The sequence below is a fragment of the Vibrio sp. E150_011 genome, assembly GCF_053544015.1.
In genome coordinates this window covers 1-23,371 of sequence record NZ_JBHFOL010000024.1, presented here as the reverse complement: position 1 = coordinate 23,371, position 23,371 = coordinate 1, and the positions used below count along the sequence as shown (strand labels likewise).

Annotated in this window: 21 protein-coding genes and 4 tRNA genes; 16 read left to right on the top strand and 9 right to left on the bottom strand. The window is 45.5% G+C overall.

The window, feature by feature from the left end; genetic code table 11:
• The first annotated feature begins 2 nt into the window (after window positions 1-2).
• Complete coding sequence (gene glpG / locus ACE1OE_RS22380; RefSeq protein WP_449212315.1) at window positions 3-836, top strand: rhomboid family intramembrane serine protease GlpG; 834 nt, start codon at window positions 3-5, stop codon at window positions 834-836.
• Between the two features lie 94 nt (window positions 837-930).
• Here the strand turns inward: glpG and ACE1OE_RS22375 are convergent, their stop codons facing one another.
• Complete coding sequence (locus ACE1OE_RS22375) at window positions 931-1,338, bottom strand: flagellar basal body-associated protein FliL (RefSeq protein WP_102470752.1); 408 nt, start codon at window positions 1,336-1,338, stop codon at window positions 931-933.
• 160 nt (window positions 1,339-1,498) lie between these two features.
• On the opposite strand from ACE1OE_RS22375, the gene ACE1OE_RS22370 reads away from it, so the two are divergent.
• Window positions 1,499-2,050: a chorismate lyase gene (locus ACE1OE_RS22370; protein WP_241903181.1), complete on the top strand. Its 552-nt coding sequence runs from the start codon at window positions 1,499-1,501 to the stop codon at window positions 2,048-2,050.
• On the top strand, window positions 2,037-2,891 hold the full coding sequence (ubiA, locus tag ACE1OE_RS22365) for a 4-hydroxybenzoate octaprenyltransferase (protein ID WP_102470751.1): 855 nt from the start codon (window positions 2,037-2,039) through the stop codon (window positions 2,889-2,891). Before ACE1OE_RS22370 ends, ubiA begins: the two co-directional genes overlap by 14 nt.
• 124 nt (window positions 2,892-3,015) lie before the next feature.
• Here ubiA and plsB read toward each other — a convergent pair whose 3' ends face one another.
• Window positions 3,016-5,463, bottom strand: coding sequence for a glycerol-3-phosphate 1-O-acyltransferase PlsB (gene plsB / locus ACE1OE_RS22360; protein ID WP_102470750.1), 2,448 nt, complete (start codon window positions 5,461-5,463; stop codon window positions 3,016-3,018).
• 282 nt (window positions 5,464-5,745) lie between these two features.
• Here plsB and lexA point away from each other — a divergent pair, with 282 nt between their 5' ends.
• The 5 genes from lexA to hemN all read left to right on the top strand — a co-directional run bounded on the left by lexA (window position 5,746) and on the right by hemN (window position 9,794).
• Entirely contained in the window at window positions 5,746-6,369 is a 624-nt protein-coding gene (lexA, locus tag ACE1OE_RS22355) for a transcriptional repressor LexA (protein ID WP_102470749.1), read from the top strand.
• Window positions 6,370-6,515: 146 nt separating this feature from the next.
• Window positions 6,516-7,154 (top strand): class I SAM-dependent methyltransferase, encoded by a 639-nt coding sequence (locus ACE1OE_RS22350; RefSeq protein WP_102470748.1) that lies wholly within the window; start codon window positions 6,516-6,518, stop codon window positions 7,152-7,154.
• Window positions 7,154-7,723, top strand: a complete 570-nt coding sequence (gene yihI, locus ACE1OE_RS22345; RefSeq protein WP_449212314.1) for a Der GTPase-activating protein YihI — start codon at window positions 7,154-7,156, stop codon at window positions 7,721-7,723. Before ACE1OE_RS22350 ends, yihI begins: the two co-directional genes overlap by 1 nt.
• Window positions 7,724-7,738: 15 nt before the next feature.
• The gene (locus ACE1OE_RS22340) at window positions 7,739-8,233 is read left to right on the top strand and encodes a DUF2489 domain-containing protein (protein ID WP_102470746.1); all 495 of its coding nucleotides are present in this window, start codon (window positions 7,739-7,741) and stop codon (window positions 8,231-8,233) included.
• A 169-nt stretch (window positions 8,234-8,402) separates the two neighbouring features.
• Window positions 8,403-9,794 (top strand): oxygen-independent coproporphyrinogen III oxidase, encoded by a 1,392-nt coding sequence (gene hemN, locus ACE1OE_RS22335; protein WP_102470745.1) that lies wholly within the window; start codon window positions 8,403-8,405, stop codon window positions 9,792-9,794.
• Between the two features lie 173 nt (window positions 9,795-9,967).
• On the opposite strand, the gene glnG is transcribed toward hemN, so the two are convergent.
• The 4 genes from glnG to glnA all read right to left on the bottom strand — a co-directional run bounded on the left by glnG (window position 9,968) and on the right by glnA (window position 14,705).
• Complete coding sequence (glnG, locus tag ACE1OE_RS22330) at window positions 9,968-11,371, bottom strand: nitrogen regulation protein NR(I) (protein WP_449212313.1); 1,404 nt, start codon at window positions 11,369-11,371, stop codon at window positions 9,968-9,970.
• 35 nt (window positions 11,372-11,406) lie between these two features.
• Window positions 11,407-12,456, bottom strand: a complete 1,050-nt coding sequence (gene glnL, locus ACE1OE_RS22325) for a nitrogen regulation protein NR(II) (RefSeq protein WP_102470743.1) — start codon at window positions 12,454-12,456, stop codon at window positions 11,407-11,409.
• 133 nt (window positions 12,457-12,589) lie between these two features.
• A complete protein-coding gene (locus tag ACE1OE_RS22320; RefSeq protein ID WP_449212312.1) occupies window positions 12,590-13,123 on the bottom strand; it encodes a DUF4124 domain-containing protein in 534 nt (177 codons plus the stop codon).
• Between the two features lie 172 nt (window positions 13,124-13,295).
• Window positions 13,296-14,705: a glutamate--ammonia ligase gene (gene glnA / locus ACE1OE_RS22315; protein WP_102470741.1), complete on the bottom strand. Its 1,410-nt coding sequence runs from the start codon at window positions 14,703-14,705 to the stop codon at window positions 13,296-13,298.
• 496 nt (window positions 14,706-15,201) lie between these two features.
• On the opposite strand from glnA, the gene typA reads away from it, so the two are divergent.
• Window positions 15,202-17,034, top strand: a complete 1,833-nt coding sequence (gene typA / locus ACE1OE_RS22310; RefSeq protein WP_449212311.1) for a translational GTPase TypA — start codon at window positions 15,202-15,204, stop codon at window positions 17,032-17,034.
• Between the two features lie 195 nt (window positions 17,035-17,229).
• Here typA and pssA read toward each other — a convergent pair whose 3' ends face one another.
• Window positions 17,230-18,570: a CDP-diacylglycerol--serine O-phosphatidyltransferase gene (gene pssA / locus ACE1OE_RS22305; protein ID WP_449212310.1), complete on the bottom strand. Its 1,341-nt coding sequence runs from the start codon at window positions 18,568-18,570 to the stop codon at window positions 17,230-17,232.
• 91 nt (window positions 18,571-18,661) lie between these two features.
• The gene (locus ACE1OE_RS22300) at window positions 18,662-19,093 is read right to left on the bottom strand and encodes a GNAT family N-acetyltransferase (protein WP_102532418.1); all 432 of its coding nucleotides are present in this window, start codon (window positions 19,091-19,093) and stop codon (window positions 18,662-18,664) included.
• A 59-nt stretch (window positions 19,094-19,152) separates the two neighbouring features.
• On the opposite strand from ACE1OE_RS22300, the gene murB reads away from it, so the two are divergent.
• Window positions 19,153-20,187 (top strand): UDP-N-acetylmuramate dehydrogenase, encoded by a 1,035-nt coding sequence (gene murB, locus ACE1OE_RS22295; RefSeq protein WP_449212309.1) that lies wholly within the window; start codon window positions 19,153-19,155, stop codon window positions 20,185-20,187.
• Window positions 20,184-21,140 (top strand): bifunctional biotin--[acetyl-CoA-carboxylase] ligase/biotin operon repressor BirA, encoded by a 957-nt coding sequence (gene birA, locus ACE1OE_RS22290; protein ID WP_102470736.1) that lies wholly within the window; start codon window positions 20,184-20,186, stop codon window positions 21,138-21,140. The genes murB and birA overlap by 4 nt, the downstream gene beginning before the upstream one ends.
• 28 nt (window positions 21,141-21,168) lie before the next feature.
• On the opposite strand, the gene coaA is transcribed toward birA, so the two are convergent.
• Complete coding sequence (coaA, locus tag ACE1OE_RS22285) at window positions 21,169-22,092, bottom strand: type I pantothenate kinase (protein ID WP_449212308.1); 924 nt, start codon at window positions 22,090-22,092, stop codon at window positions 21,169-21,171.
• A gap of 211 nt (window positions 22,093-22,303) precedes the next feature.
• Between coaA and ACE1OE_RS22280 the strand changes: the two genes are divergently transcribed.
• From ACE1OE_RS22280 to ACE1OE_RS22260, 5 genes are all read left to right on the top strand, one after another.
• A tRNA-Thr gene (locus ACE1OE_RS22280) sits at window positions 22,304-22,379 on the top strand.
• A 50-nt stretch (window positions 22,380-22,429) separates the two neighbouring features.
• Window positions 22,430-22,514 (top strand) — tRNA-Tyr (locus ACE1OE_RS22275).
• Between the two features lie 37 nt (window positions 22,515-22,551).
• Window positions 22,552-22,626 (top strand) — tRNA-Gly (locus tag ACE1OE_RS22270).
• Between the two features lie 10 nt (window positions 22,627-22,636).
• Window positions 22,637-22,712, top strand: a tRNA-Thr gene (locus tag ACE1OE_RS22265).
• Between the two features lie 103 nt (window positions 22,713-22,815).
• Window positions 22,816-23,371, top strand: a 556-nt coding sequence (locus ACE1OE_RS22260) for a GTP-binding protein (protein WP_449212307.1), incomplete at its 3' end; no start/stop codon positions are given.

Genomic DNA, 23,371 nt, shown 5'->3' with positions numbered 1-23,371 from the left:
CTATGATTCGATTGATTACTCTCCAAAGCCCCCGCATGGGGCAAGCGTTTATTGATTATATGGCGACACGGCACATCGAGGTACAGATGATGCCAGAGGGGAGTGGTCAGTTTGCATTGTGGTTAATGACGGATGAAGACCAGATTGAGACGGAAGCCGAACTCAAGTTGTTTCTTGCTGACTCAAGTAATAGCAAGTATCAAGCCTCCTCTTGGGACATGGCCGAAACACGAAAGAACCCTTTCCAATACTCGACACCTAGCTTTCTATCTATGCTGAAAGCAAAGGCTGGGGTCGTAACCTTGGGCATTATGCTCATTTGTTCGGTTATCTTCGCGTTACAACAATTAGGGTTGGGCCAAGCGATTTTCTCAGCATTACATTTTCCGGCTCAAGATGGTCAGCAATGGCAAGTATGGCGCTGGTTTACTCATGGCTTGCTGCACTTTTCCGCTATGCATATCATTTTTAACCTATTGTGGTGGTGGCAGCTAGGTGGGGATATTGAAAAGAAACTAGGAAGCAAAAAACTCCTAGAGATATTTTTGGTCTCTGCTGCCGTGTCTGGTACGGGACAATACTGGGTCGATGGTGCAAACTTTGGTGGTTTGTCTGGTGTGGTTTATGCGTTGGTTGGGTATTTATGGATACTGACGTGGAAGCGACCTGATATTGGTTTAGAGATGCCAAGGCCATTGATTGGATTCATGCTAGTGTGGTTGGTGTTAGGCTTTGTGCAGCCTTTCTTAGCGATCGCAAATACGGCCCACTTAGCAGGGCTTGTGAGTGGCGCGATACTGGGTTTATTAGACAGCTACCGATTTAAGCGATCCTAGTGCCGGCGCACCATGTTCAATGCGCCGATGACAATACGAGAGTAACGACCAGTGATAATAAGTGTGAATACTTAAGTGTCGGAAGTGACGGTCGTTATTGATATAGATATTTGGTAAACAATAGGTCTGCAATAACTGTTTTACCCGTTTCGGCGAGTAACAGGTTGTTGAGCTTGTCGACTAGGGCGTGACGGATCTCTTCTCGCCCTGAAAGCGATTTAATCACATCGGCATTCTGTCGACCTAAATGTTCAACAACGGCATCCCTAATTAAGGGTTGATGATGTTCGATAATACTCAAGTCAGCAGAGTCAGCCACCATCACATCAATACGCACCTGCACATAACCTAAACGGTCTCCTTTGGTAAAAAAGTTTGTCGTCAATTCTGGCTCTAACGTGAAGTAGGCGAGAGAAGGCACGGGCTCATTAGAGGCGTAGCCGGGCATAGAAACAGTCAAGCCTAGCATTAGGAAAAACTGGGTTAGGTAACGTTTACGCATATTTCCCTCTTATAAACGCCATTAAGCCGATATTACAAGCGATTAACTTTGTTACAATGACGCAATACAACCTGAGTTAAATCACTCATAGAGTGATACAATATGGCCACTCAACATAATAATGATTGTACGCGCTAAGCGCGTGTTATTGAATAGTAAAATGAATGATTCAGTTACCGACTATTTAAAAGTCTTAAGTCAAGCTCACTGGCAATCCCCAGACCAATTCCAGTCTATGAGTAGCAACATGCTGCAATGGCTTACCGAACAAGGCTCACTGTCATATCGACTTAATGCTGAGTGCGATACGTTGTCGGTTGAAGTGATCAGTAATACTAAGAGTAGTGCTGACATGATGACCGAAGAAGAAATTGAGCGGTTAGCACATGAAGATTGCTGGTTACGAGAGGTCGTCCTACGAGGGGATGACCAACCGTGGGTGATTGGACGTACGCTCATGTCATTATCGACAATGGGGCAGGGCGATTATGATATCTCTCAGCAAGGGAATACACCGCTTGGTGTGACCGTTTTTTCAAGTGCGGATACCAAGCGTGACGCACTCGAAATTGCGCAATTAACGACGTCAGAAGGTGAGTTATTTGCTCGCCGCTCTCGTTTGTGGGTCGCGGGGCATCCTATCTTAGTTGCCGAATTATTTTTGCCGCATTCGCCTGTTTATAAAATGGAGAGTATCGATGACGTCAACTAAAGCTAAAGCCTATTGGCAACTGACGAGAATGGATAAACCCATTGGTACATTACTATTGCTATGGCCAACCTTGTGGGCGTTGATTCTTGCCGCTGGAGGGATCCCCAATATTCACGTACTGGTGGTATTTTGTTTGGGTGTGGTCATGATGCGCAGTGCTGGCTGTGTTATCAACGACTTCGCCGATCGCAATGTTGATGGATTGGTTAAGCGTACACAGCACCGCCCGTTGCCTTCTGGCACGGTGTCATCTAAAGAAGCGATAGGGCTGTTTCTTGTGTTGGCGGTCGCCTCGTTTTTGCTTGTGCTCACTATGAATACGTTGACGATTCAACTGTCGCTAGTGGGATTGGTTTTAGCGTTTATTTATCCGTTCATGAAGCGCTTTACGCATCTGCCACAATTGTTTCTAGGTTTAGCTTTTAGCTGGGCAATCCCAATGGCGTGGGCTGCCCAAGCTAATGAGCTGCCAGTCGTCTTGTGGTTTGTGTTCGCACTAAACGCGTTGTGGACCATTGCCTACGACACACAATACGCCATGGTAGATCGCGATGACGACCTGAATGTGGGTATTAAGTCGACCGCGATATTGTTTGGTCGCCGAGATAAACTTATTATTGGTTTGTTGCAAATGGCCGTCTTGGCAATGCTCATGACGCTTGGTCATTGGTATGAATTAGGGACCAGTTATTATTGGAGTTTGCTTGTTGTTGGTGCGCTGTTTGTTTACCAACAATGGTTGATTCGACACCGAGAACGTAGTCTTTGTTTCCAAGCATTTTTAAATAATAATTATGTGGGTATGGCGATCACGACAGGATTATTAGTCTCCCTGTGGTAACTCGTCTCGTTAGTAAACGTGCCTGTGGTAAATATTCTGTCATTATAAAAACGCCGACTCATGATGAGTCGGCGTTTTTATTTTGAGCGATTCTATGTTGAATCCGTGAGGATAGCGCGAACGCTTAAAGCGATGTTTCCGCCGTCGGCTCGTCAGATTGATGGACACTTTCCTGAATGGTTAACTTCACCTCAGGGTAAAGCAAAGAATATAGGAGGTTTGCCAGTGCTTCTGTTTGAGTGGTATCACAATTGCCGTCGACATCCAGATATTGCTGGTCTTTCAAGGTGCTGAACAATGAAGCAAAGACACCTTTGTCGAAAAACTCTGGGGCATTAATACCATGCAAGCGACCTAGGCGCTGTGCGATGTCTTGGCTCTTCTGCTCAAGGTCTTGCTTATCCAGCTCAGGGTAAGCCGCCAAAAGGTTCAGGGCGATTGCGTAGCGTTGAAGGGTTTCTGAAATAGTTCGACCTAGCAGCATCAACATTTGAGTGTTGGACTGATTCATCGACACCAACCCGTTATCAATAATAAGCAATTCTTGGCGTGCAAGCTCTTCAACAATGTGATCAGTGAGGTTATCCAGTTCACTTGCATCGATGCTCAAAAACAGCTCTTTTTGCAAAAACGGATACAGCTTAGCCACATTGGACTTAATGACCTCGAGTGATAAAGCGTGTTCTCGAATCAACATTTGTGCAATCAATGAGGGCAGGGCAAACAAGTGGATAATGTTGTTGCGATAATAAGTCATTAGAATTGATTGGTTTCGATCAAGCGAGATAATATCGCCCAGCGAATCCGACTCAACAACAAACTTATCTAGTGATTCTGCGTGCTCAACTAGGGCTTCAGCCGTAGTGGTTGGCATGGTTGATGTCTCGGAATACGGCACGTTTTTAAGCAGTGCGAGATAACAATCGATTTGATTCACTAAGCTGTCGCGAGACAAGGCGCGCTGGCGAGACGCCAATAAAGCGGTCGCACATAGGGTTAAGGCATTAGCCGCTGCTGCGTCGTTAATGTGTGTCATCATCTTCGTAGCAAGGTTATTGACTACTGGAGTAAGCCATTCTGGTTTGCTGGTACCCATAGGGTCAATATCTTTAGCCCAGCTTGGAGCATGGTCATTCAGGTATTGGTTGAGCGGGATAGGTTCGCCAAAATTGACGTAGCCCTGTCCAAAGTTACGCAGCTTACGAATGGTCTTTAGGATCTGACCGGCGTTTTCTTTTTCTTTGCGCTTGCCTCTCAGCTCTTTAGCGTAGGTGCTGACTTCCATAACATGCTCGTAGCCAATATAAACAGGAACCAGCGTCACTGGACGATCTAGCCCTCTTAACATCGCTTGGATGGTCATGGCGAGCATGCCCGTTTTGGCTTGCAGTAATCGACCTGTGCGCGAGCGCCCACCTTCACTGAAGAATTCCACCGAATATCCTTTAGAAAATAGCTCTGCGAGGTATTCTCGGAAAATGGTTGAGTACAGCCTATTGCCTTTAAAGCTGCGTCGAATGAAGAACCCACCACCGCGTCTAAAAATAGGCCCAGCCGGGAAGAAATTTAGATTCACGCCCGCCGCAATGTGTGGTGGCACCATCCCTTCACGGTACAAAATATAGGACAACAACAGATAATCCATATGGCTGCGGTGACAAGGGACATAGACAATCTCGTGCCCATCTTGCGCTAAGCGTCGAACGGTTGAAGCGTTATTAACATTGATGCCTTGGTATAATTTGCTCCATAGCCATGTCATCACAACATCGCCAATTCTCACTAGCTTATAAGAAAAATCGGCCGCAATTTCATCCATAATTTGATGAGCTTCTTTACGAACTTTCTCGACTTCAATGCCGTTAGTCGCAGCATGATCTTGGATGGCTTGTTCAATGACAGGAGAATTTAATAACCGTTGGAACAAGACCTGCCTATTTGGCAGGTTAGGGCCTGATGCCGCGAGTTTTTGGCGAGAAAAGTGAATCCGAGCAACGCGAGCAAGTTTATGAGCAATGGATTCGTCTGTGCCATGCACGTCGGCCATATAACGCAATGATACCACTGGACTGAATCTCACCATGCAGTCGCGTCCAGACATAAAGAGCGCCTTGGCTTTCTGTAGGCTATTCATGGCTTGTAGGTAAGGTTTGGTATCGGATTCTTTACCGGGTTTGCGACCCCAGAGCACGGTTGTCGGAATGATTTGTACATCCAGAGTGGGGTCTTTTTTATGCTCTTTTAGTAGATCAGAAAACAAAGTGATTGAGTCACTTGGAACGTCATCGTCACGTGTAAACAGGGTTGGTCTTGAGGCTATGAATACAAACCGATTCCGTTCTTCTCCATTGAGCACAATTGGCTCCAGTGGATCGGGCAACCCTAATGCCACCGCTTGTTTTTGCAGTGTGAGAAGATCAACGTTCGAATTGAACGGTAACGCATATACCACAGGTTTCGTGATATCGATATTATGATCGTCAATCGGGTTTGATGGGATCGCCGTTCCTTTGACTAACACTGACATGGGCAGCTTTAATAAAGAACGGAAAAATGATTGTCGTGAAGACATAGCGGTTCACAGCCTCAATTTGTACGAAAAAAACAACGTCGAAGGTAGGGTATTGCATTAACAGTGCGCTCCTTAATCCTAGACGTCAAATTTAGAGCGCTGCAAGGATACCAGAAACTGGTCTTACCTTTTAATGAAAATAAATGTAAACAGAGAATTCGTGTCGTGAGGGGAGGTGCTGAGTAATCCAGCGACTATTTGCTAAAAAACAACCGATTGTCTTTGCAATTACAAACTTACTGGATATACTCACAGTTAACTGTATAAACAGACAGGTGATGCATGAAGCCGCTAACTCCACGACAACAGCAAGTATTTGATCTAATAAGAAAGAAAATTGAAGACGCCGGTATGCCACCCACTCGTGCCGAAATCGCAAAAGAGCTGGGTTTTCGTTCAGCAAATGCGGCAGAAGAACACCTAAAAGCATTGGCGCGTAAAAAGGCGATTGAAATCATCCCAGGCGCTTCTCGCGGTATTCGTATCCTTTTGGAACAGCCTGCAGCGAATGAAGATGAAGGATTACCATTGATAGGGCAAGTGGCGGCTGGTGAGCCTATCTTGGCGCAAGAGCATGTAGAGGCACACTATCAAGTTGACCCGAGCATGTTTAAACCTAAAGCTGACTTCTTGCTTCGCGTGAACGGCGAAAGTATGAAAGACATCGGCATTATGGATGGTGACTTACTTGCTGTACATAAAACGCAAGATGTCCGTGATGGACAGGTTGTCGTAGCACGTGTCGACGATGATGTTACCGTTAAGCGACTAGAGCGCAAAGGCTCAACAGTATTACTGCACGCTGAAAATGACTCTTTTTCTCCGATTGAGGTGGATTTAACTGCCCAGCATCTTGCTATCGAAGGGATTGCTGTCGGTATTATCCGTAATACCGACTGGATGTAAGCGAAGCGATTAGGGGGAAGTCGCCCCCTTTTACTCCTCTGTCTGGCTTTTTTACACTAAATTGTAGAAAAAACACTCGATCACTCTCCCCTCTACGCTCACTTTCTGGTATGTTTCGCACCCTTGAATCGTTCAGGAGATAATGAGTGGAAACTTGCCCACTTTGTGCTGCAGAAAATGCATCGCACTATCATAGCGATAAAAAGCGAGATTTCTTACAGTGCCAGACATGTCAGTTGGTGTTTGTACCAGCAAAGCAGCGTTTGGATGCTCGTGAAGAAAAAGCGGTCTATGATCTACATAACAATGACCCAAGTGATGAGGGTTATCGACGTTTTTTGTCTCGCGTCGCGTCGCCATTATCTGAACGATTACCTCAAGGCTCAACTGGATTAGATTTCGGCTGTGGACCGGGCCCAACCCTTTCTCTGATGTTTGAGGAGCAAGGCTTTCCGATGTCTCTGTATGACCTGTATTACTATCCAGAGTCAAAAGCGCTAGAATCAGAGTATGACTTTGTGACAGCGACCGAAGTGATAGAGCACTTGTATCAGCCAAACAATGTTTGGCAACAATGGTTAACGCTCATTAAGCCAGGAGGATACCTGGGATTAATGACAAAAATGGTGATTGATGTGGATGCCTTTTCGACATGGCACTATAAAAATGACCCAACACATGTCGTATTTTTTAGTCGCGCGACTTTCTTGTATTTAGCGAAGAGAGACGGACTAGAAATCGAGTTTATTGGTAATGATGTAATTATATTGAGGAAACTTACGTAATGAGTCGTAAGAAGAAATCGAGAACGCCTGGTATGGCTCCTGAGCCGGTTGCGGTTACGCGTAATCGTTCACAGGCTGATGTTGATGGCCGTGAACAGAAGCGTTTGAAAAAACGTAAAGGCTTAAAAGCGGGTAGCCGTCATTCTGATGGTTCAGAAAGCCACCATTCGGGTTCGTCAGTAAAACGCGATCCTCGTCTTGGAAGCAAAAAGAAGATCCCACTCATTGTGGAAGAGAAGAAAAAGCCGTCTAAGCAAGAGCGCAAAATCTCAGCAGAAAAAGAGCTTGAGATGCTTGAAAATGATGCTCAGCTTAACGTGTTACTTGATCGTCTTGAAGCGGGTGAAAATCTAGGTATTGGTCTACAAAAATACGTAGATGAAAAACTGGATCGTATGGAAATTTTGATGAACCAACTTGGTCTTGTTGTTCCTGACGACGAAGATGAAGAAGGTTTTGATGATATTGATATGCCAGTTGAAGTGATGACGAAGAAAAAGTCACCTTCTAGTGACGATGAATTATTGTCACAATTCGAAGGCATTAATATGGACCAGTTTAAAGGTTAAGGAAGGACAGCGTAGATGAATACCGTTACTTTGCTAGCAATTGTTGGTGTGCTTATTATCACTGGTTTAGCTGGCTATGCGGGCTATTTGCTACTGCAGCTTAAAAAGCAAAAGGAGTTGCTTAAGCAACACCAAAAACTGGCCATTAACAAGCGTAACGCGAATATTTTTGAGAGTGTCGATACCATTTGTCTTGCGACGATCCAGGGACAATGCGACCTTTCAGAAGCGGCGATTAGGCTTTATAACATCATGGACTACGTGCAGGGTGAACAGCGAATTGATTTTGATGAGCTGTACCCCGCGACGTCCGAGCTTTTTCATATCGTGAAAGATATGCCGCGAGGCGACGCTCGACAAGAGATGAAAAAGCAAGATCGTATGCGAGATAATCTTGCTCGCCAAAAGGCGGAAACACGCTTAGCGGATGCGATTGTCGAAGAGTTAAAGCAATTACACGTCAGCGTTCGCCCTCTAAATGATCAGATTAATGTCAAATTAGTCAGCTAGGAATGAAGAGCCTTGTTGGCTAACAAGTGATCACGCTAGCATTTTTGTTCACCGCCGACGTAAAAGTTATGGTTCAAGCGTTATCCGTCACAATCCTATGGCAAAATAGCGCTCATCTAACTCCTCGCACGAGGAGGTTAAGGCAACACAGTTTATTGGAAGTATTACCATGTCTCAAAGTCACTCAGAAACGAATCAACAGATTGTCTGGGATCAAGCGATCCTTGATAAGTATAACTATTCTGGGCCACGCTACACCTCATACCCAACCGCGGTAGAGTTTCATGAAGCGTACACCATCTCTGACTATGACATGGCTTGTACTCAATATCAGGACCGCCCGCTTTCGTTGTATGTCCATATCCCGTTTTGCCACAAGCTTTGTTATTACTGTGGCTGTAATAAGGTGATTACTCGACATGCCCACAAAGCAGACGAGTACCTTGATGTTATCGAACATGAAATCCGCCAGCGTGCGACGTTGTTGCAAGGCCGAAAAGTCACGCAATTGCACTTTGGTGGTGGTACGCCGACATTTTTGACGAAAAGCCAAATCAGTCGCCTAATGACGATCTTACGCAGCGAATTCTTCTTTGAAGAGGGTGCAGAGATCAGCATTGAGGTTGACCCGAGAGAAATCGAGCTAGATATGCTCGACCATCTTCGTCACGAAGGCTTTAATCGCTTGAGTATTGGTGTTCAAGACTTCAATAAAGAAGTCCAAGTACTTGTTAACCGTGAACAAGATGAAGCCTTTATTTTTGCGATGGTTAAGCGAGCGAAAGAACTGGGTTTCCGTTCGACTAACCTAGATCTTATCTATGGTTTACCGAAACAAACTAAAGCCTCGTTTGCGGCCACGCTTGAGCAGGTGTTATCGCTGCGCCCTGGTCGCTTGTCGGTATTCAATTATGCTCATATGCCCACTTTATTTGCGGCACAACGCAAAATTAAAGATGAAGACCTGCCTATCGCAGAAGAAAAAATGGCGATTTTGCAAGACACGATCGCGACACTGACTGATGCTGGTTATCAATTCATCGGGATGGATCACTTTGCGCTCCCTGACGATGAACTGGCTGTTGCTCAGCGTGAGGGTAAGCTGCATAGAAACTTCCAGGGCTACACCACGCAAGGTGAATGTGACTTGGTTGGGTTTGGTGTTTCGGCTATCTCAATGATTGGTAATAGTTACGCTCAGAACCAGAAAGAGCTTAAAAAATATTACGAGCAGGTCAATGAGTTACGACATGCGTTGTGGAAAGGCGTCGTATTGGATAACGATGACCTGATTCGTCGTGAAGTCATCAAGCAACTTATCTGTAATTTCAAGCTTGATATTCACTCTATTGAGCAGGGTTTTGGCCTTAAGTTTACTCAGTATTTTGCCGAAGATTTGGCTCTGCTTCAGACCTTTGTGGATGACGAGCTTGTCTCGGTAGATAAAGAGTCGATAGAAGTGACCCTGAGAGGCCGGTTATTAATCCGTAATATTTGCATGTGCTTTGACAAATACTTACGTCAACGTGCTCGTCAGCAGCAGTTCTCGCGTGTTATCTAGTTTTTGATGAGTGATTCCTGGGCTGTTTAGCCTTTAGCCTTTAGCCTTCGTCTCATTTAACACTTGCGCCGTTTTATTCAGGTGATGTTAGCAAGAAGAGAACATGTTCAAAAAAAAGGTCGTAGCTTCTCGCTACGGCCTTTTTTTGGTGGCTTAGGGTGATGAAGCAAGTGTTAATACAGCTCTTTGAGCTTTCTCGTTAGGGTGTTCCTTCCCCAACCAAGGACCTTTGCAGCATCTTGTTTGTGGCCATTGGTATGGTTGAGCGCTGCCTCGAGTAAAATGCGTTCAAATTGTGGCAGGGATTTATTCAAGATCTCTGATTCTCCCGACTCCAGAGCGGTTTGGGCCCAAGACGACAGCAATTTCTGCCAATCCCCTTCTTCATTTTCAGAGAGCTTTCGCGGCTCATCAAGTAATTCTGTTGGTAGATCGCTGGGGAGAATTTCACTGCCACTTGCCATGACGGTCAGCCATCGGCAGGTATTTTCTAACTGTCTAACATTTCCTGGCCACTCGAGCTTGGTGAGGATGTCGACGGTGTCTGTGCCAAGTGACTTGCATTCGACGGCGAGTTCTTCTGCCGCGAGTGATAAGAAGTGGTAGGTCAGCTTCTCAATATCTTGTTTACGTTCTCTAAGGGCCGGGATGTGAATACGAATGACATTAAGCCGATGGTATAAATCTTCCCTAAACTCACCTTGCGCGACGAGCTTTTCCAAATGCTGGTGTGTGGCCGCAACAATACGGACATCCACTTTAACCGCCGCGTGGCCGCCGACACGATAGAACTGACCGTCGGCTAATACACGTAACAGGCGCGTTTGAATGTCGAGTGGCATATCACCGATTTCATCCAAAAAGAGTGTTCCGCCATTGGCTTGTTCAAACCGCCCTTGGCGAACGCTGTTTGCCCCGGTAAATGCGCCTTTCTCATGACCAAAAAGCTCAGACTCGATGAGATCTCTAGGGATGGCCGCCATATTGAGAGCAATAAAAGGCTTATTGGCCCGAGGGCTATGGCGATGCAGCGCGTGCGCCACGAGTTCTTTACCTGTTCCTGATTCACCATTGATAAGTACAGAGATCGATGAACGTGATAGTCGCCCGATGGCTCTAAACACCTCTTGCATGGCCGGGGCTTCACCAATGATTTCTGGTGCATTCGTCGGGACCACTTCTTCAGATGTGAGTGTTTTCTTTTGTTCTTGGTTGTGTGCAATGGCACGCTCAACGAGCGTCAGTGTCTCATCAATGTCAAAGGGCTTTGGTAGGTACTCAAATGCCCCTTTTTGATAGGCGTTCACTGCAGCATCTAAGTCCGAGTGGGCCGTCATGATAATAACGGGTAAATCGGGGGCGCGTTTCTGCACTTGATTAAGCAGTTCAATCCCATCCATGCCTGGCATGCGGATATCAGATACCAAGACATCAGGCACTTCTCGTTCTAGTGCCATCAGTACACTCTCTGCATCGGCAAAGGTTTCGCATTTTATATTTGCTGACGACAGGGTTTTATCTATCACCCATCGTATTGAACTGTCGTCATCGACGACCCATACATAACCTTTACTCATAGCCAAACGTCCTTACAGCAAGCCCATCCGTGATGTTAAATAGGCAAATAAATAGTAAAAATGGTACGACCGGGCCAACTTTCTACGTCTATTTTTCCATTGTGTTGGTCGATCAAGTTTTGTGAGATAGAGAGTCCTAATCCGGTACCACCTTCACGCCCACTCACCATGGGATAGAACAAGGTGTCTTGTAATTCTGTTGGAATGCCGGGGCCGTTGTCGATAATCTCAATACGCGCAGCCAACTTGTGACGCTGGCCATGGATATTCGCTTGATGCACAGTGCGTGTACGCAAGGTGATTTGGCCGTTATCTTGCTTAGCGAGTATCAAGGCTGCATTACTGGTGATGTTAAGTAATGCTTGTTCGATCTGATCGGTGTCCATCAAAATGGGTGGAAGACTGGGATCGTAATCTCGCTCGATAGAAAGGCTTGTTCCCGCCTCTAACTCTACCAGTTGTCTTACTTTCTCAAGGATTAAGTGCAGGTTCTCTTCTTTTTTTGTGCCAGGCTTTTGCGGGCCCAATAAACGGTCCACCAGAGCTCGTAACCGGTCAGCTTGCTCGATAATGATATGGGTGTATTCGTTAAGGCTCGGGTCTGGCAGCATTTTAGATAGCAACTGAGCCGCTCCTCGTAAACCGCCGAGTGGATTTTTTATCTCATGCGCCAGTCCGCGAACTAAGAGCTTTGCCGCTTGTTGCTGCGCGTGCTGGTTGAGCTCTTGTGTTAATCGTTTTTGCTGACCGATTTTTCGCATCTCTATGAGTAGCATCAAGTCCTTATTCCATGACATAGGACTGACGGTAACCTCAAGAAGTAATGGCTTGCCATCGACCACAAAGGTCACATCGCTATCGGTAATGCTTTGTCCACTTTGTAGTGGCTGGGTTAAAAGGGCGAGATCGAGAGAAGCGTGTTGGATAAATTGAGAGAGATGTGAATCCACCAAGCGCTTAGAGCTTTGAGCAAAAAGTTGTTCCGCCGCAGGGTTGGCATAACGAACCGTTAAGGATTCATCCAGCATTAATGTTGCGGTGACCACATTACTTAATATGGCATTTGTCAGTTCGCTATTTGGCACTCGCTTCCCTTACTCTGCTCGTCATTGGTGCATTGCACGTCTTTGAATAACACCAAGCACCAAGTTGGTGCAATGAATATTCAAGTATGGCGCAATTTGTCAGCGAGTAAAAGCAGCAACGCTGTTGTTAAGGCTATTGCACCGTTGTGCGATGTAAATGCACCGTTATCGTATCTGATGATGCAATAACCTTGCCGCTTTGTAGGATTTGAATCGTAAGTGTATGTGTGCCACGGTCAATGTACTTTAAAGACCAGTAAGGGTTAGATTTCGGCGCGCCATAAGGCTTACCATCGAGTAACAACTGAAGCTTGTCACCAATATCCAAGTTGCGGTTAATATCCCCGGTAACCTCGATAAAGCCTGGATTACTGCGGATCGTCGCATCGTGAGCCGGAGCGGTGATTCTCACCTTTGTCGTGCTTTTTGCTTGTGTTTTATTCGTCGTTTTTTTGATTCTTTCGACACTGAGATTCACGGGGTCATTGATGTCCGTGATTTCATGAGTAACAGGAGTGGGGGTCGCAATTTTAATCAGTTTAGCGCTGGGATGATCAGGAGTATCGCTAAAATGCAGTACACCCTTGTTGTCTGTCCATACATAGACATCGGCAGAATGAACGATGATGCTTATCAGCAACAAGCCGAATCCCCACAATCTTTTCATGCCACTCTCTCCTATGATTTTTAATGATATGAATGAAAAGGTATGCCGCAAATGAACATTCCGTCTTCATAGGGTAGCGAAAGCGTGTTTTGTTCCGATATAAAAAAAGCCCGCCTGCGAGGCGAGCTTTATTATCTTATTGCAACAATGCAATTTACATCAAGAAGGCGACTTATACTGAGTAGTAAAGTTCGAATTCTAGAGGGTGCGTTGTCATGTTGATAAGCTCAACATCTTTTGATTTAAGATCGATGTAAGAATCGATGAAATCATCAGAGAATACACCGCCAGCGGTTAAGAACTCACGATCGGCATCTAGAGCTTTAAGCGCGACTTCTAGAGATTCAGCAACCGTTGGAATTTCTGCTGCTTCTTCTGCTGGAAGGTCGTAAAGGTCTTTGTCCATCGCTTCGCCAGGGTGGATCTTGTTCTTGATTCCGTCAAGGCCAGCCATCAGCATTGCTGAGTAGCATAGGTACGGGTTCGCAGCTGGGTCACCAAAGCGTAGCTCGATACGGCGTGCTTTAGGGCTTGGTACCACTGGGATACGGATTGAAGCAGAACGGTTACGTGCAGAGTATGCAAGCATAACAGGTGCTTCAAAACCCGGTACAAGACGCTTGTATGAGTTTGTTGATGGGTTAGCAAATGCGTTAATAGCACGAGCGTGTTTGATGATGCCGCCGATGTAGTAGATAGCAAGGTCAGATAGACCGCCGTACTTATCACCAGCAAACAAGTTAACACCGTCTTTAGCAAGAGATTGGTGAACGTGCATACCAGAACCGTTATCACCAACAAGTGGTTTAGGCATAAAGGTTGCCGTTTTACCGAACGCGTGAGCAACGTTATGTACAACGTACTTGTAGATTTGAGTTTCATCGGCTTTCGTTGTCAACGTATTGAAACGAGTCGCGATTTCATTTTGACCAGCGGTTGCCACTTCATGGTGGTGAGCTTCAACAACAAGACCCATCTCTTCCATAACAAGACACATTGCAGAACGGATATCTTGAGAAGAATCAACAGGAGCGACTGGGAAGTAACCACCTTTAACGCCTGGACGGTGACCTTTGTTACCACCTTCGAAATCAGAACCTGTGTTCCAAGCGGCTTCAATGTCGTCAATCTTGAAGAAAGAACCAGACATATCCGTGTTGAATTTCACGTCATCAAAAAGGAAGAATTCAGGTTCTGGACCGATAAGAACCGTGTCTGCAATACCAGTAGCGCGTAGGTACTCTTCAGAACGTTTCGCGATTGAGCGAGGGTCACGGTCATAGCCTTGCATAGTAGCAGGCTCAAGGATGTCACAACGGATGTTCAGCGTTGAATCTTCTGTGAACGGGTCAAGTACTGCGCTTGATGCGTCAGGCATCATTACCATGTCAGATTCGTTGATACCCTTCCAACCAGCAACAGATGAACCATCGAACATTTTGCCTTCTTCAAAGAAGTCATTGTCGATTTGGTGTGCAGGAATAGAGATGTGCTGTTCTTTACCTTTAGTATCAGTAAAGCGTAGGTCGACGAATTTCACTTCGTTTTCTTGGATCAGCGATAGTACATTTTCTACGGACATCTTGGATAACCTCCAGTGTTATTAATACGGTTTAATAGCTACGATTTATGTAATCGGCATTGATTAACGTCTGCTTAGTGAAGTGCGTTAATCGATGCTGATTTTTATAAAGCTAAAACCGTGCCAAAAAATAAATCCTTTATTTTTCATTGGTTTGATTCTTTACTGCTCCAGATTGGTTCTTTTTATGCACCAAAATGATCATTGGTTGCACTTTAATGGTGCAATATTTATTTTTTGCACCAAGTTGAATCAATCGCCCATACATTCAGCATGGCTTTTCAAACGATGTCAACCCTAATCAAATGCTTACAGGTAACATTGTTGGCAAAAAACGGATGCCAATAAAGCGTGAAAACGATTAATTGCAAAAATTTCAACGAAGTTGATCACATATTTTTTGGGTCTAGCCTATTATCTGGTATATTATTGAGCGTTTTTGAAATCCAGCTAGCAGCAATCAAGCAGCAGCCTCTAATGAGTGAAAGAAAAACCCATGTCTACTCCACAGATTGATAAGTTAAGAAACATCGCGATCATCGCGCACGTTGACCACGGTAAAACTACCCTAGTTGATAAATTGCTACAGCAATCCGGTACTCTGGAATCTCGTGGCGAAGCAGAAGAACGCGTGATGGATTCGAACGATATCGAAAAAGAACGTGGTATTACCATTCTTGCTAAAAATACAGCGATCAACTGGAACGATTACCGTATTAATATCGTTGATACTCCTGGACACGCGGACTTCGGTGGTGAAGTTGAGCGTATTATGTCTATGGTTGACTCTGTATTGTTGATCGTTGACGCCGTTGACGGCCCAATGCCTCAAACGCGTTTCGTGACGCAAAAAGCTTTCGCTCACGGCCTTAAGCCAATTGTTGTTATCAACAAAATTGACCGTCCTGGCGCTCGCCCTGAGTGGGTTATGGACCAAATTTTTGATTTGTTCGACAATCTAGGCGCGACAGATGAGCAACTAGACTTCACTACTGTCTACGCATCAGCACTAAACGGCTGGGCGACGATGGAAGAAGGTGTTACTGGCGAAAACATGGAACCATTGTTCCAAGCGGTTGTTGACACAGTAGATGCACCAGCGGTTGATCTAGATGGCCCACTTCAAATGCAAGTGTCTCAACTAGACTACAGCTCATATGTCGGTGTTATCGGTGTATGTCGCGTAACTCGTGGTAGCGTTAAGCCAAACCAACAAGTGTCTATCATCAATGCTGAAGGTAAAAAACGTAACGGTAAAGTCGGTACGGTTCTTGGTTACCTAGGTCTTGATCGCCATGAAGTTGATCAAGCAAATGCGGGTGATATCATCGCTATCACAGGTCTAGGCGAGCTTAAAATTTCAGATACTATCTGTGATGTGAACAATGTTGAAGCAATGACACCACTGTCTGTTGATGAACCAACAGTAACGATGACATTCCAAGTAAACACTTCTCCGTTCGCGGGTAAAGAAGGTAAGTTCGTAACGTCACGTAACATCCTTGAGCGCCTAGAGAAAGAATTGGTTCATAACGTAGCACTACGCGTTGAAGAAACTGATAACCCAGATCGTTTCCGTGTTTCAGGTCGTGGTGAGCTTCACCTTTCTATCCTGATCGAAAACATGCGTCGTGAAGGTTTCGAGCTAGCAGTATCTCGTCCAGAAGTTATCATCAAGAAAGATGAAGACGGCAATCTAACAGAACCATTTGAAACGGTAACGATTGATGTTCTAGAAGAGCACCAAGGCGGTATCATGGAAAACATTGGTCTACGTAAAGGTGAGCTGACAGATATGGCTCCAGATGGTAAAGGCCGTGTACGTATGGACTTTATGATGCCTTCTCGTGGTCTTATCGGTTTCCAAACTGAATTCCTAACACTGACATCAGGTTCAGGTCTTCTTTATCACTCATTTGATCACTACGGTCCACACAAAGGTGGCGTAATCGGTCAACGTAACAATGGCGTACTTATCTCTAACGCAACAGGTAAAGCACTGACTTATGCATTGTTTAACCTACAAGAGCGTGGCCGTCTGTTTGCTGAGCACGCAGATGAAGTATACGAAGGTCAGATCATCGGTATTCACAATCGTTCAAACGACCTAACAGTAAACTGTCTGAAAGGTAAGCAACTAACCAACGTTCGTGCATCTGGTACAGATGAAGCACAGGTTCTTTCGCCACCTATCAAGCACACGCTTGAGCAAGCGCTAGAGTTCATTGATGAAGATGAGCTAGTAGAAGTAACACCAGAAAGCATTCGTATCCGTAAGAAACTTCTTACTGAAAACGAGCGTAAGCGCGCATCTCGCCCTGCTAAGTAATTAGCGAGTCGATAGATATGAAAAAGCCCTGCATTTGCAGGGCTTTTTGCTTTCTAACGTATTTTAGGATGAGACATGGAAAAAACGCCTCTAGGTTTATGTCTCTGACGATAACCGGATTTACCGATATCGTTTAAGTGAGTAAAGCCAGCGTCGAGTGGGAGGCGATAGACTGCTCTCGCGACCTCATGCCTGCTACAGTATTTGTTTCAATACCTTATCTGCACTTACTCGTGTAATTTTCTTAATCAGCTTTTGTACGGGCTCTGGGTAGTGCTCAATTTTCTCTAGCTGCTTATAGGTGCAGATGAGTTGCGTGTGCTGAAGGATATTGGCGACTTCTTTGTCGAACTTTTCGGTTAAATGGGCGTAGTTATCTTGAATTAAAATGGCATTTTCAAGATCCAGCTTCCAAGCGCGAGGGTTGAGATTGTTGCCCGTAATCAACATATAGCGTTTATCAACCCACAGCCCCTTAAGGTGGAAACTATTATCATCATGTTTCCATAAGTTGAGGCTTAACTGACGACTCGCGATGTGAGCTTCATTGGCTTTGGCAAAGCGACGAAGATTCATCTCATACAGATAAGGAAGCCCACCAATGGTCTTAAACTCTTCTTCTGGAGAGATATAGAAGTCGTTGGCGGTCTTATCACCGACAACAATCGTGACTTTTACTCCCCGTTTGAGTGCTTTCTTGATTTCTTTAGCGACGGGCTTGGGGAAATTAAAATATGGCGTACAGATAAATATTTCATCTGTCGCTAATGCAAGCAGTTGAGTGATGCGGTGATTTAACTTATTGCGACGTTTACCGATTCCAACCAGTGGCGTGACCGAAACCTGGTGCTCATTGGCGGGTTCATGGTCAAACACATATTGCGCTTGAGATAGTGAGCCACGAAGTTGACGAATTTCCGCTTTAATATCTTTAGCCGTTGGTTTTGCTGGTAAAGAAAGGTCGTTGACTGCTGGGTTGCTGACCATTTCGTTTTGAATGAAATAGACCATCGACTCTGCGAGTTTCGCATTGCCAAGCACATGATAGCGGTCGAATCGGTAGCGTTCTTGGTAGTTTAAGTAGATATTATTAAGACTAGCGCCGCTGTAAATGACTTTATCGTCAACAATAAAACCTTTGAGGTGCAATACGCCAAAGACCTCACGACCACGCACGGGAATGCCGTAAACGGGAATACCATGTTCATTCTTCTGACGAAACTCACGATACATAGTGGCATTGCCATCTGATTGCGCTGCGCCGATCAAGCCGCGCTGCGCGCGATGCCAATCAACACAAACCGCAATATCAAGATCAGGGTTTCTCTGTTTCGCAAGGTAAAGCTCAGAGAGTACTTCGCGTCCAGCGTCATCGTCTTCAAGATAAAGTGCGACTAGGTAGATTCTTGATTGCGCCTCACGTATCGCTTGAATAAGATATTCGCGATAATCGTTGGCAGAATACAAGACCTCAAACTGGTCTGGATCCTGCGCCAAAGAGGGCAGCTGTTCAAAAGATTTCCTAAGAGCCATCATGTGGGAGACTTTACCTTTCTTAAATGCAAAATTGCTAACCTAGCATTTTACCAAATTCTTATAGCGTATGGATAGTAAACCGTTGATAAGTTTATGTCGGATCAATGTAACGCATTGCAACAAGTGATTTCCCGCCTTGAATATAGCGCATATATAGCTGTTTTATTGCGTTGGGCAGCGCATCTTCACTAATTGTTTCAAATCCATGCTGGGAATAAAACGACTCGAGATGGTTCAATGCAAAACAAAAATCACGTTCGGAAAGCTCAGTGGCAACAAGGTGGCGCATGAGTGCATGGCCAATGCCGGCTTCACGATAATCTGGAATCACTAGCATCCCCGTCATTAGTCGATAGGTTTCGATGTTACGAAAGCGCACGAGTCCACATAATTGATGGTCTTGCTTGGCGGTGATGATACGTTCATCCGCCTTAGGCTTGGCTGCTGGGTAGTGTGACTTATAGATTTTTTTTGCTAGTGGCAGCCTAATGGGGTCTAAAAGACCAAAATTTAACGTATCCATAGCCAATACTTACTCTGAAGAGATAGAATAGGCGCAGTGTAAGCCATCAATGAATGCCCATGCAAACTGAACATAACGCACAATTACGCCCTTTTCATACCTTTGCTATCCAGCAGACGTGTCAGCAGCTCGTCACGGTTGAGTCCGTGCAGGATGTCATTGATACCTACTGCGATGAGCGCTGGAGTTTATTGCCTAAATTAATGTTAGGGAAGGGCAGCAATGTACTATTTACCGAGCACTTTGACGGTATTATTCTTGTGAATCACTTGATGGGCGTACAGTGCAGTAGCTCTGAGGCACATCATCATCTTCATGTTGCTGGTGGCGAAGATTGGCCAGCACTGGTCGAATGGTGTGTTAAGCAAGGTTATGCTGGCTTAGAAAACCTCGCTCTGATCCCTGGTTGTGCAGGGAGTGCGCCGATTCAAAATATTGGTGCGTATGGGCTGGAGTTTAAAGATATCTGTGAGTATGTGGATTATTTATGTCTCGATAGCCTCGAAGTGAAGAGACTAGATCGGGCGGCGTGTAATTTTGGCTACCGCGATTCTATCTTCAAGCAGACCTTGCAAAATAAAGCGATCGTCGTTGCCGTTGGGCTCAAGCTCGATAAGCGTTGGCAACCCAATTTATCTTATGGCCCATTACAGCGCTTGGATAGCGATAGCTGCACGCCTCAAGAGGTGTTTGATATTGTCGTGCAAGTACGCCAAGAAAAATTGCCCGATCCATCAAAAATCGGTAACGCCGGAAGCTTCTTTAAAAACCCTGTCGTATCAATGTCTGATTTTGAATCGCTTAAGAAAACGCACCCCGATCTTGTCGCTTTTCCATTTAACGATGGGATGAAATTGGCGGCTGGGTGGTTAATTGATCAGTGTGGCCTGAAAGGAAAAAAAGTGGGCGGAGCAATGGTTCACCCTAACCAGGCACTAGTATTAGTCAATGCTAATCAGGCGACGGCGCAAGATGTCGTGACATTGGCTGCCATTGTCAGACAAACCGTCTTGGACAAGTTTGCGGTTGAATTGGAGCATGAGGTGCGCTTCATGGGGCGTCAGTGTGAAGTGTACTTAAAGGATTTATTATGAAGGAACACCAGTTAAAACTCGCCATATTAAAGCAACTCTCTGAAGGTGGTTTTCACTCTGGTGAGGCGCTGGGAGAGTTATTGGGAATTTCACGCGCGGCCATTAGTAAACACATTCAAGGCATCCAGCAATGGGGTGTTGATATTTACAGAGTACAAGGCAAGGGCTATCAGTTGGCCCAGCCTATGGAATTGCTTTGTACGGATACGCTTAGCCGCAGCTTACACTCCTCATTTGAGTTAATCCCAATCATTGATTCAACCAACCAATATCTGCTCGACAAACAGCACGAACTGGCATCTGGTCATGTTTGTATCTCTGAGTATCAAGCGAAAGGGCGAGGACGACGTGGGCGTGAGTGGGTCTCTCCATTTGGCGCTAACCTTTATCTTTCAATGTATTGGCGACTGGAGGCTGGTATGGCCGCCGCTATGGGATTGAGTCTTGTGGTGGGTGTTGCCATTGTTGAGGCCCTAGAGAGTCTGGGCATCGATGGCGTCAAACTAAAGTGGCCGAATGATCTCTACTACAACGACCGTAAGCTTGCGGGCATTTTAGTTGAGATGTCGGGTCAAGCTGGAGCCGCGGCCAATCTGGTCATCGGTATGGGCATGAACCTGAGAATGAATGCTCAAACTGAAGGCATAGATCAGCCCTGGACATCACTTAATGATGTCGTTGAGAGCCCTTTTAGCCGCAATGAACTTGTTGTTGCGTTTGTTCGCGCATGGCGTCAAGCACTGGAAGACTACGAAATCAAGGGAATGCAGGGCTTTGTGGAGCGCTGGAATCGACATGATAATTTCATGGGCCGAGAGGTGAGGCTTATTATTGGGCCTAGAGAGGTAAAAGGTACGGTGCGTGGCATTGACCCAACGGGTGCCGTCTTATTGGAAACCGATAATGGTATTGAGCCCTTTATCGGTGGTGAAATATCGTTACGTAAAGCGTAATCATTTTAAGGGTGGGCGAAGAAAGCCGCTATTTTCTGAGATGGACCCTTTCCACACAATGATTTGGCCCTTTCTCAAGGATAAGCTGTGCCCGTTCGCGAGTGGGCAAGATGTTTTGCGCTAAGTTTTTGCCGTTTATTGAATGCCAAATATTACGGGCTTTTTGCGACGCTTCTTGTTCCGACAGTTGGGTGTAGTGACTGAAGTAAGACCCTGGACGAGTGAATGCCCCATGACGGAATTTCATAAATCGTTGCACATACCAATGCTCAATTAGCTCACTGTCCGCGTCGACGTAAAGAGAAAAGTCGAGGAAGTCCGTTAGGAAAATACGATGTGGGTCATCAATATAGTCGATACCGCTTTGCAGCACGTTTAGCCCTTCAATAATTAATACATCAGGTAGGTCAACGACCTTTTTCTCATCGGTAATATCGTAGGTAAGGTGGGAATATACCGGGGCGACAACATCTCGCTTACACGCTTTCACGTCCGAGACAAATTGAACCAAACGACGCATATCATAAGACTCGGGGAAGCCTTTCTTGGTCATCAACCCTTTTTCAAGTAACACCTTATTTGGGTATAAAAAGCCATCGGTAGTGATGAGTTCAACCTTTGGGTGATTCTCCCAGCGGCTCAGTAGCGCCTTGAGCAGTCGCGCTGTGGTGCTTTTCCCAACGGCGACACTACCCGCGATACCGATAATAAAGGGAGGCATGTGTTCGTTTTGTCCAAGAAACTCTTGTAGGACTGAGTTTCGTCTTTGGCGAGAGGCGACGTAGAGGTTGAGCAGGCGAGACAAAGGCAAATAAACCTCGGTGGCTTCCCGCATAGTGAGATCTTCATTGATACCTTGAAGTTCTTTCAAATCGTCTTCGGTCAGTGTCATCGGTACAGCATTACGGCGTGCTGACCATTGCTCACGATTAAAGGACATAAAAGGGCTCATAACTCACCAAACATCAACGTTTCCATACAAAGAGTGCTGAACATACCTCAAGCAACGAATAAATCAAATAATTCATGCAACAGAACACGTTGAATCGATGAAAATGCGCACAAAAATTGAGCGAAAGAAAAGAATGTGCAGGAAAAGCAAATTTTTTTTAAATTAACGGTTGCATCGATAGGGTTCATTCAATAAAATGCGCTCCACTTATGCCGACTTAGCTCAGTAGGTAGAGCAACTGACTTGTAATCAGTAGGTCACCAGTTCGACTCCGGTAGTCGGCACCATTTTCTCCTTACCTAAGACGTAAGCAGATGTTGAAAATGGATATAAGTATGGAGGGGTTCCCGAGTGGCCGAAGGGATCAGACTGTAAATCTGACGGCTCTGCCTTCGATGGTTCGAATCCATCTCCCTCCACCATATTCCTAAGGAAATAGCTCTTTAGAGTTAACCTGTTGCGTGCATCGTATAATGGCTATTACCTCAGCCTTCCAAGCTGATGATGCGGGTTCGATTCCCGCTGCACGCTCCACATTTCGAGCGCTGATATAGCTCAGTCGGTAGAGCGCACCCTTGGTAAGGGTGAGGTCCCCAGTTCAAATCTGGGTATCAGCACCAGCTCTACAAAGCAAATATTTCCTTTTGATATATACTTACTGCCAAACTATTTTGGTTGCGTGGTCATTTAAGCCACTTTAATCCGTACCTAGAGGGACAACTCATGTCTAAAGAAAAATTTGAACGTACGAAACCGCACGTAAACGTTGGTACTATCGGCCACGTTGACCACGGTAAAACAACTCTAACAGCTGCTATCTGTACTACACTTGCAAAAGTGTACGGCGGTGTTGCTAAAGATTTCGCATCTATCGATAACGCTCCAGAAGAGCGCGAACGTGGTATCACAATCGCTACTTCTCACGTTGAGTACGATACTCCATCGCGTCACTACGCACACGTTGACTGTCCAGGACACGCGGATTATGTTAAAAACATGATCACTGGTGCTGCTCAAATGGACGGCGGTATCCTAGTTGTTGCTGCGACAGATGGCCCTATGCCTCAAACTCGTGAGCACATCCTACTTGGTCGTCAAGTTGGTATCCCTTACATCATCGTATTCATGAACAAATGTGACATGGTTGATGACGAAGAGCTACTTGAGCTAGTAGAAATGGAAGTTCGTGAACTTCTTTCTGAGTACGAATACCCAGGTGATGACCTTCCAGTCATCCAAGGTTCTGCACTTGGCGCACTAAACGGCGAAGAGCAATGGG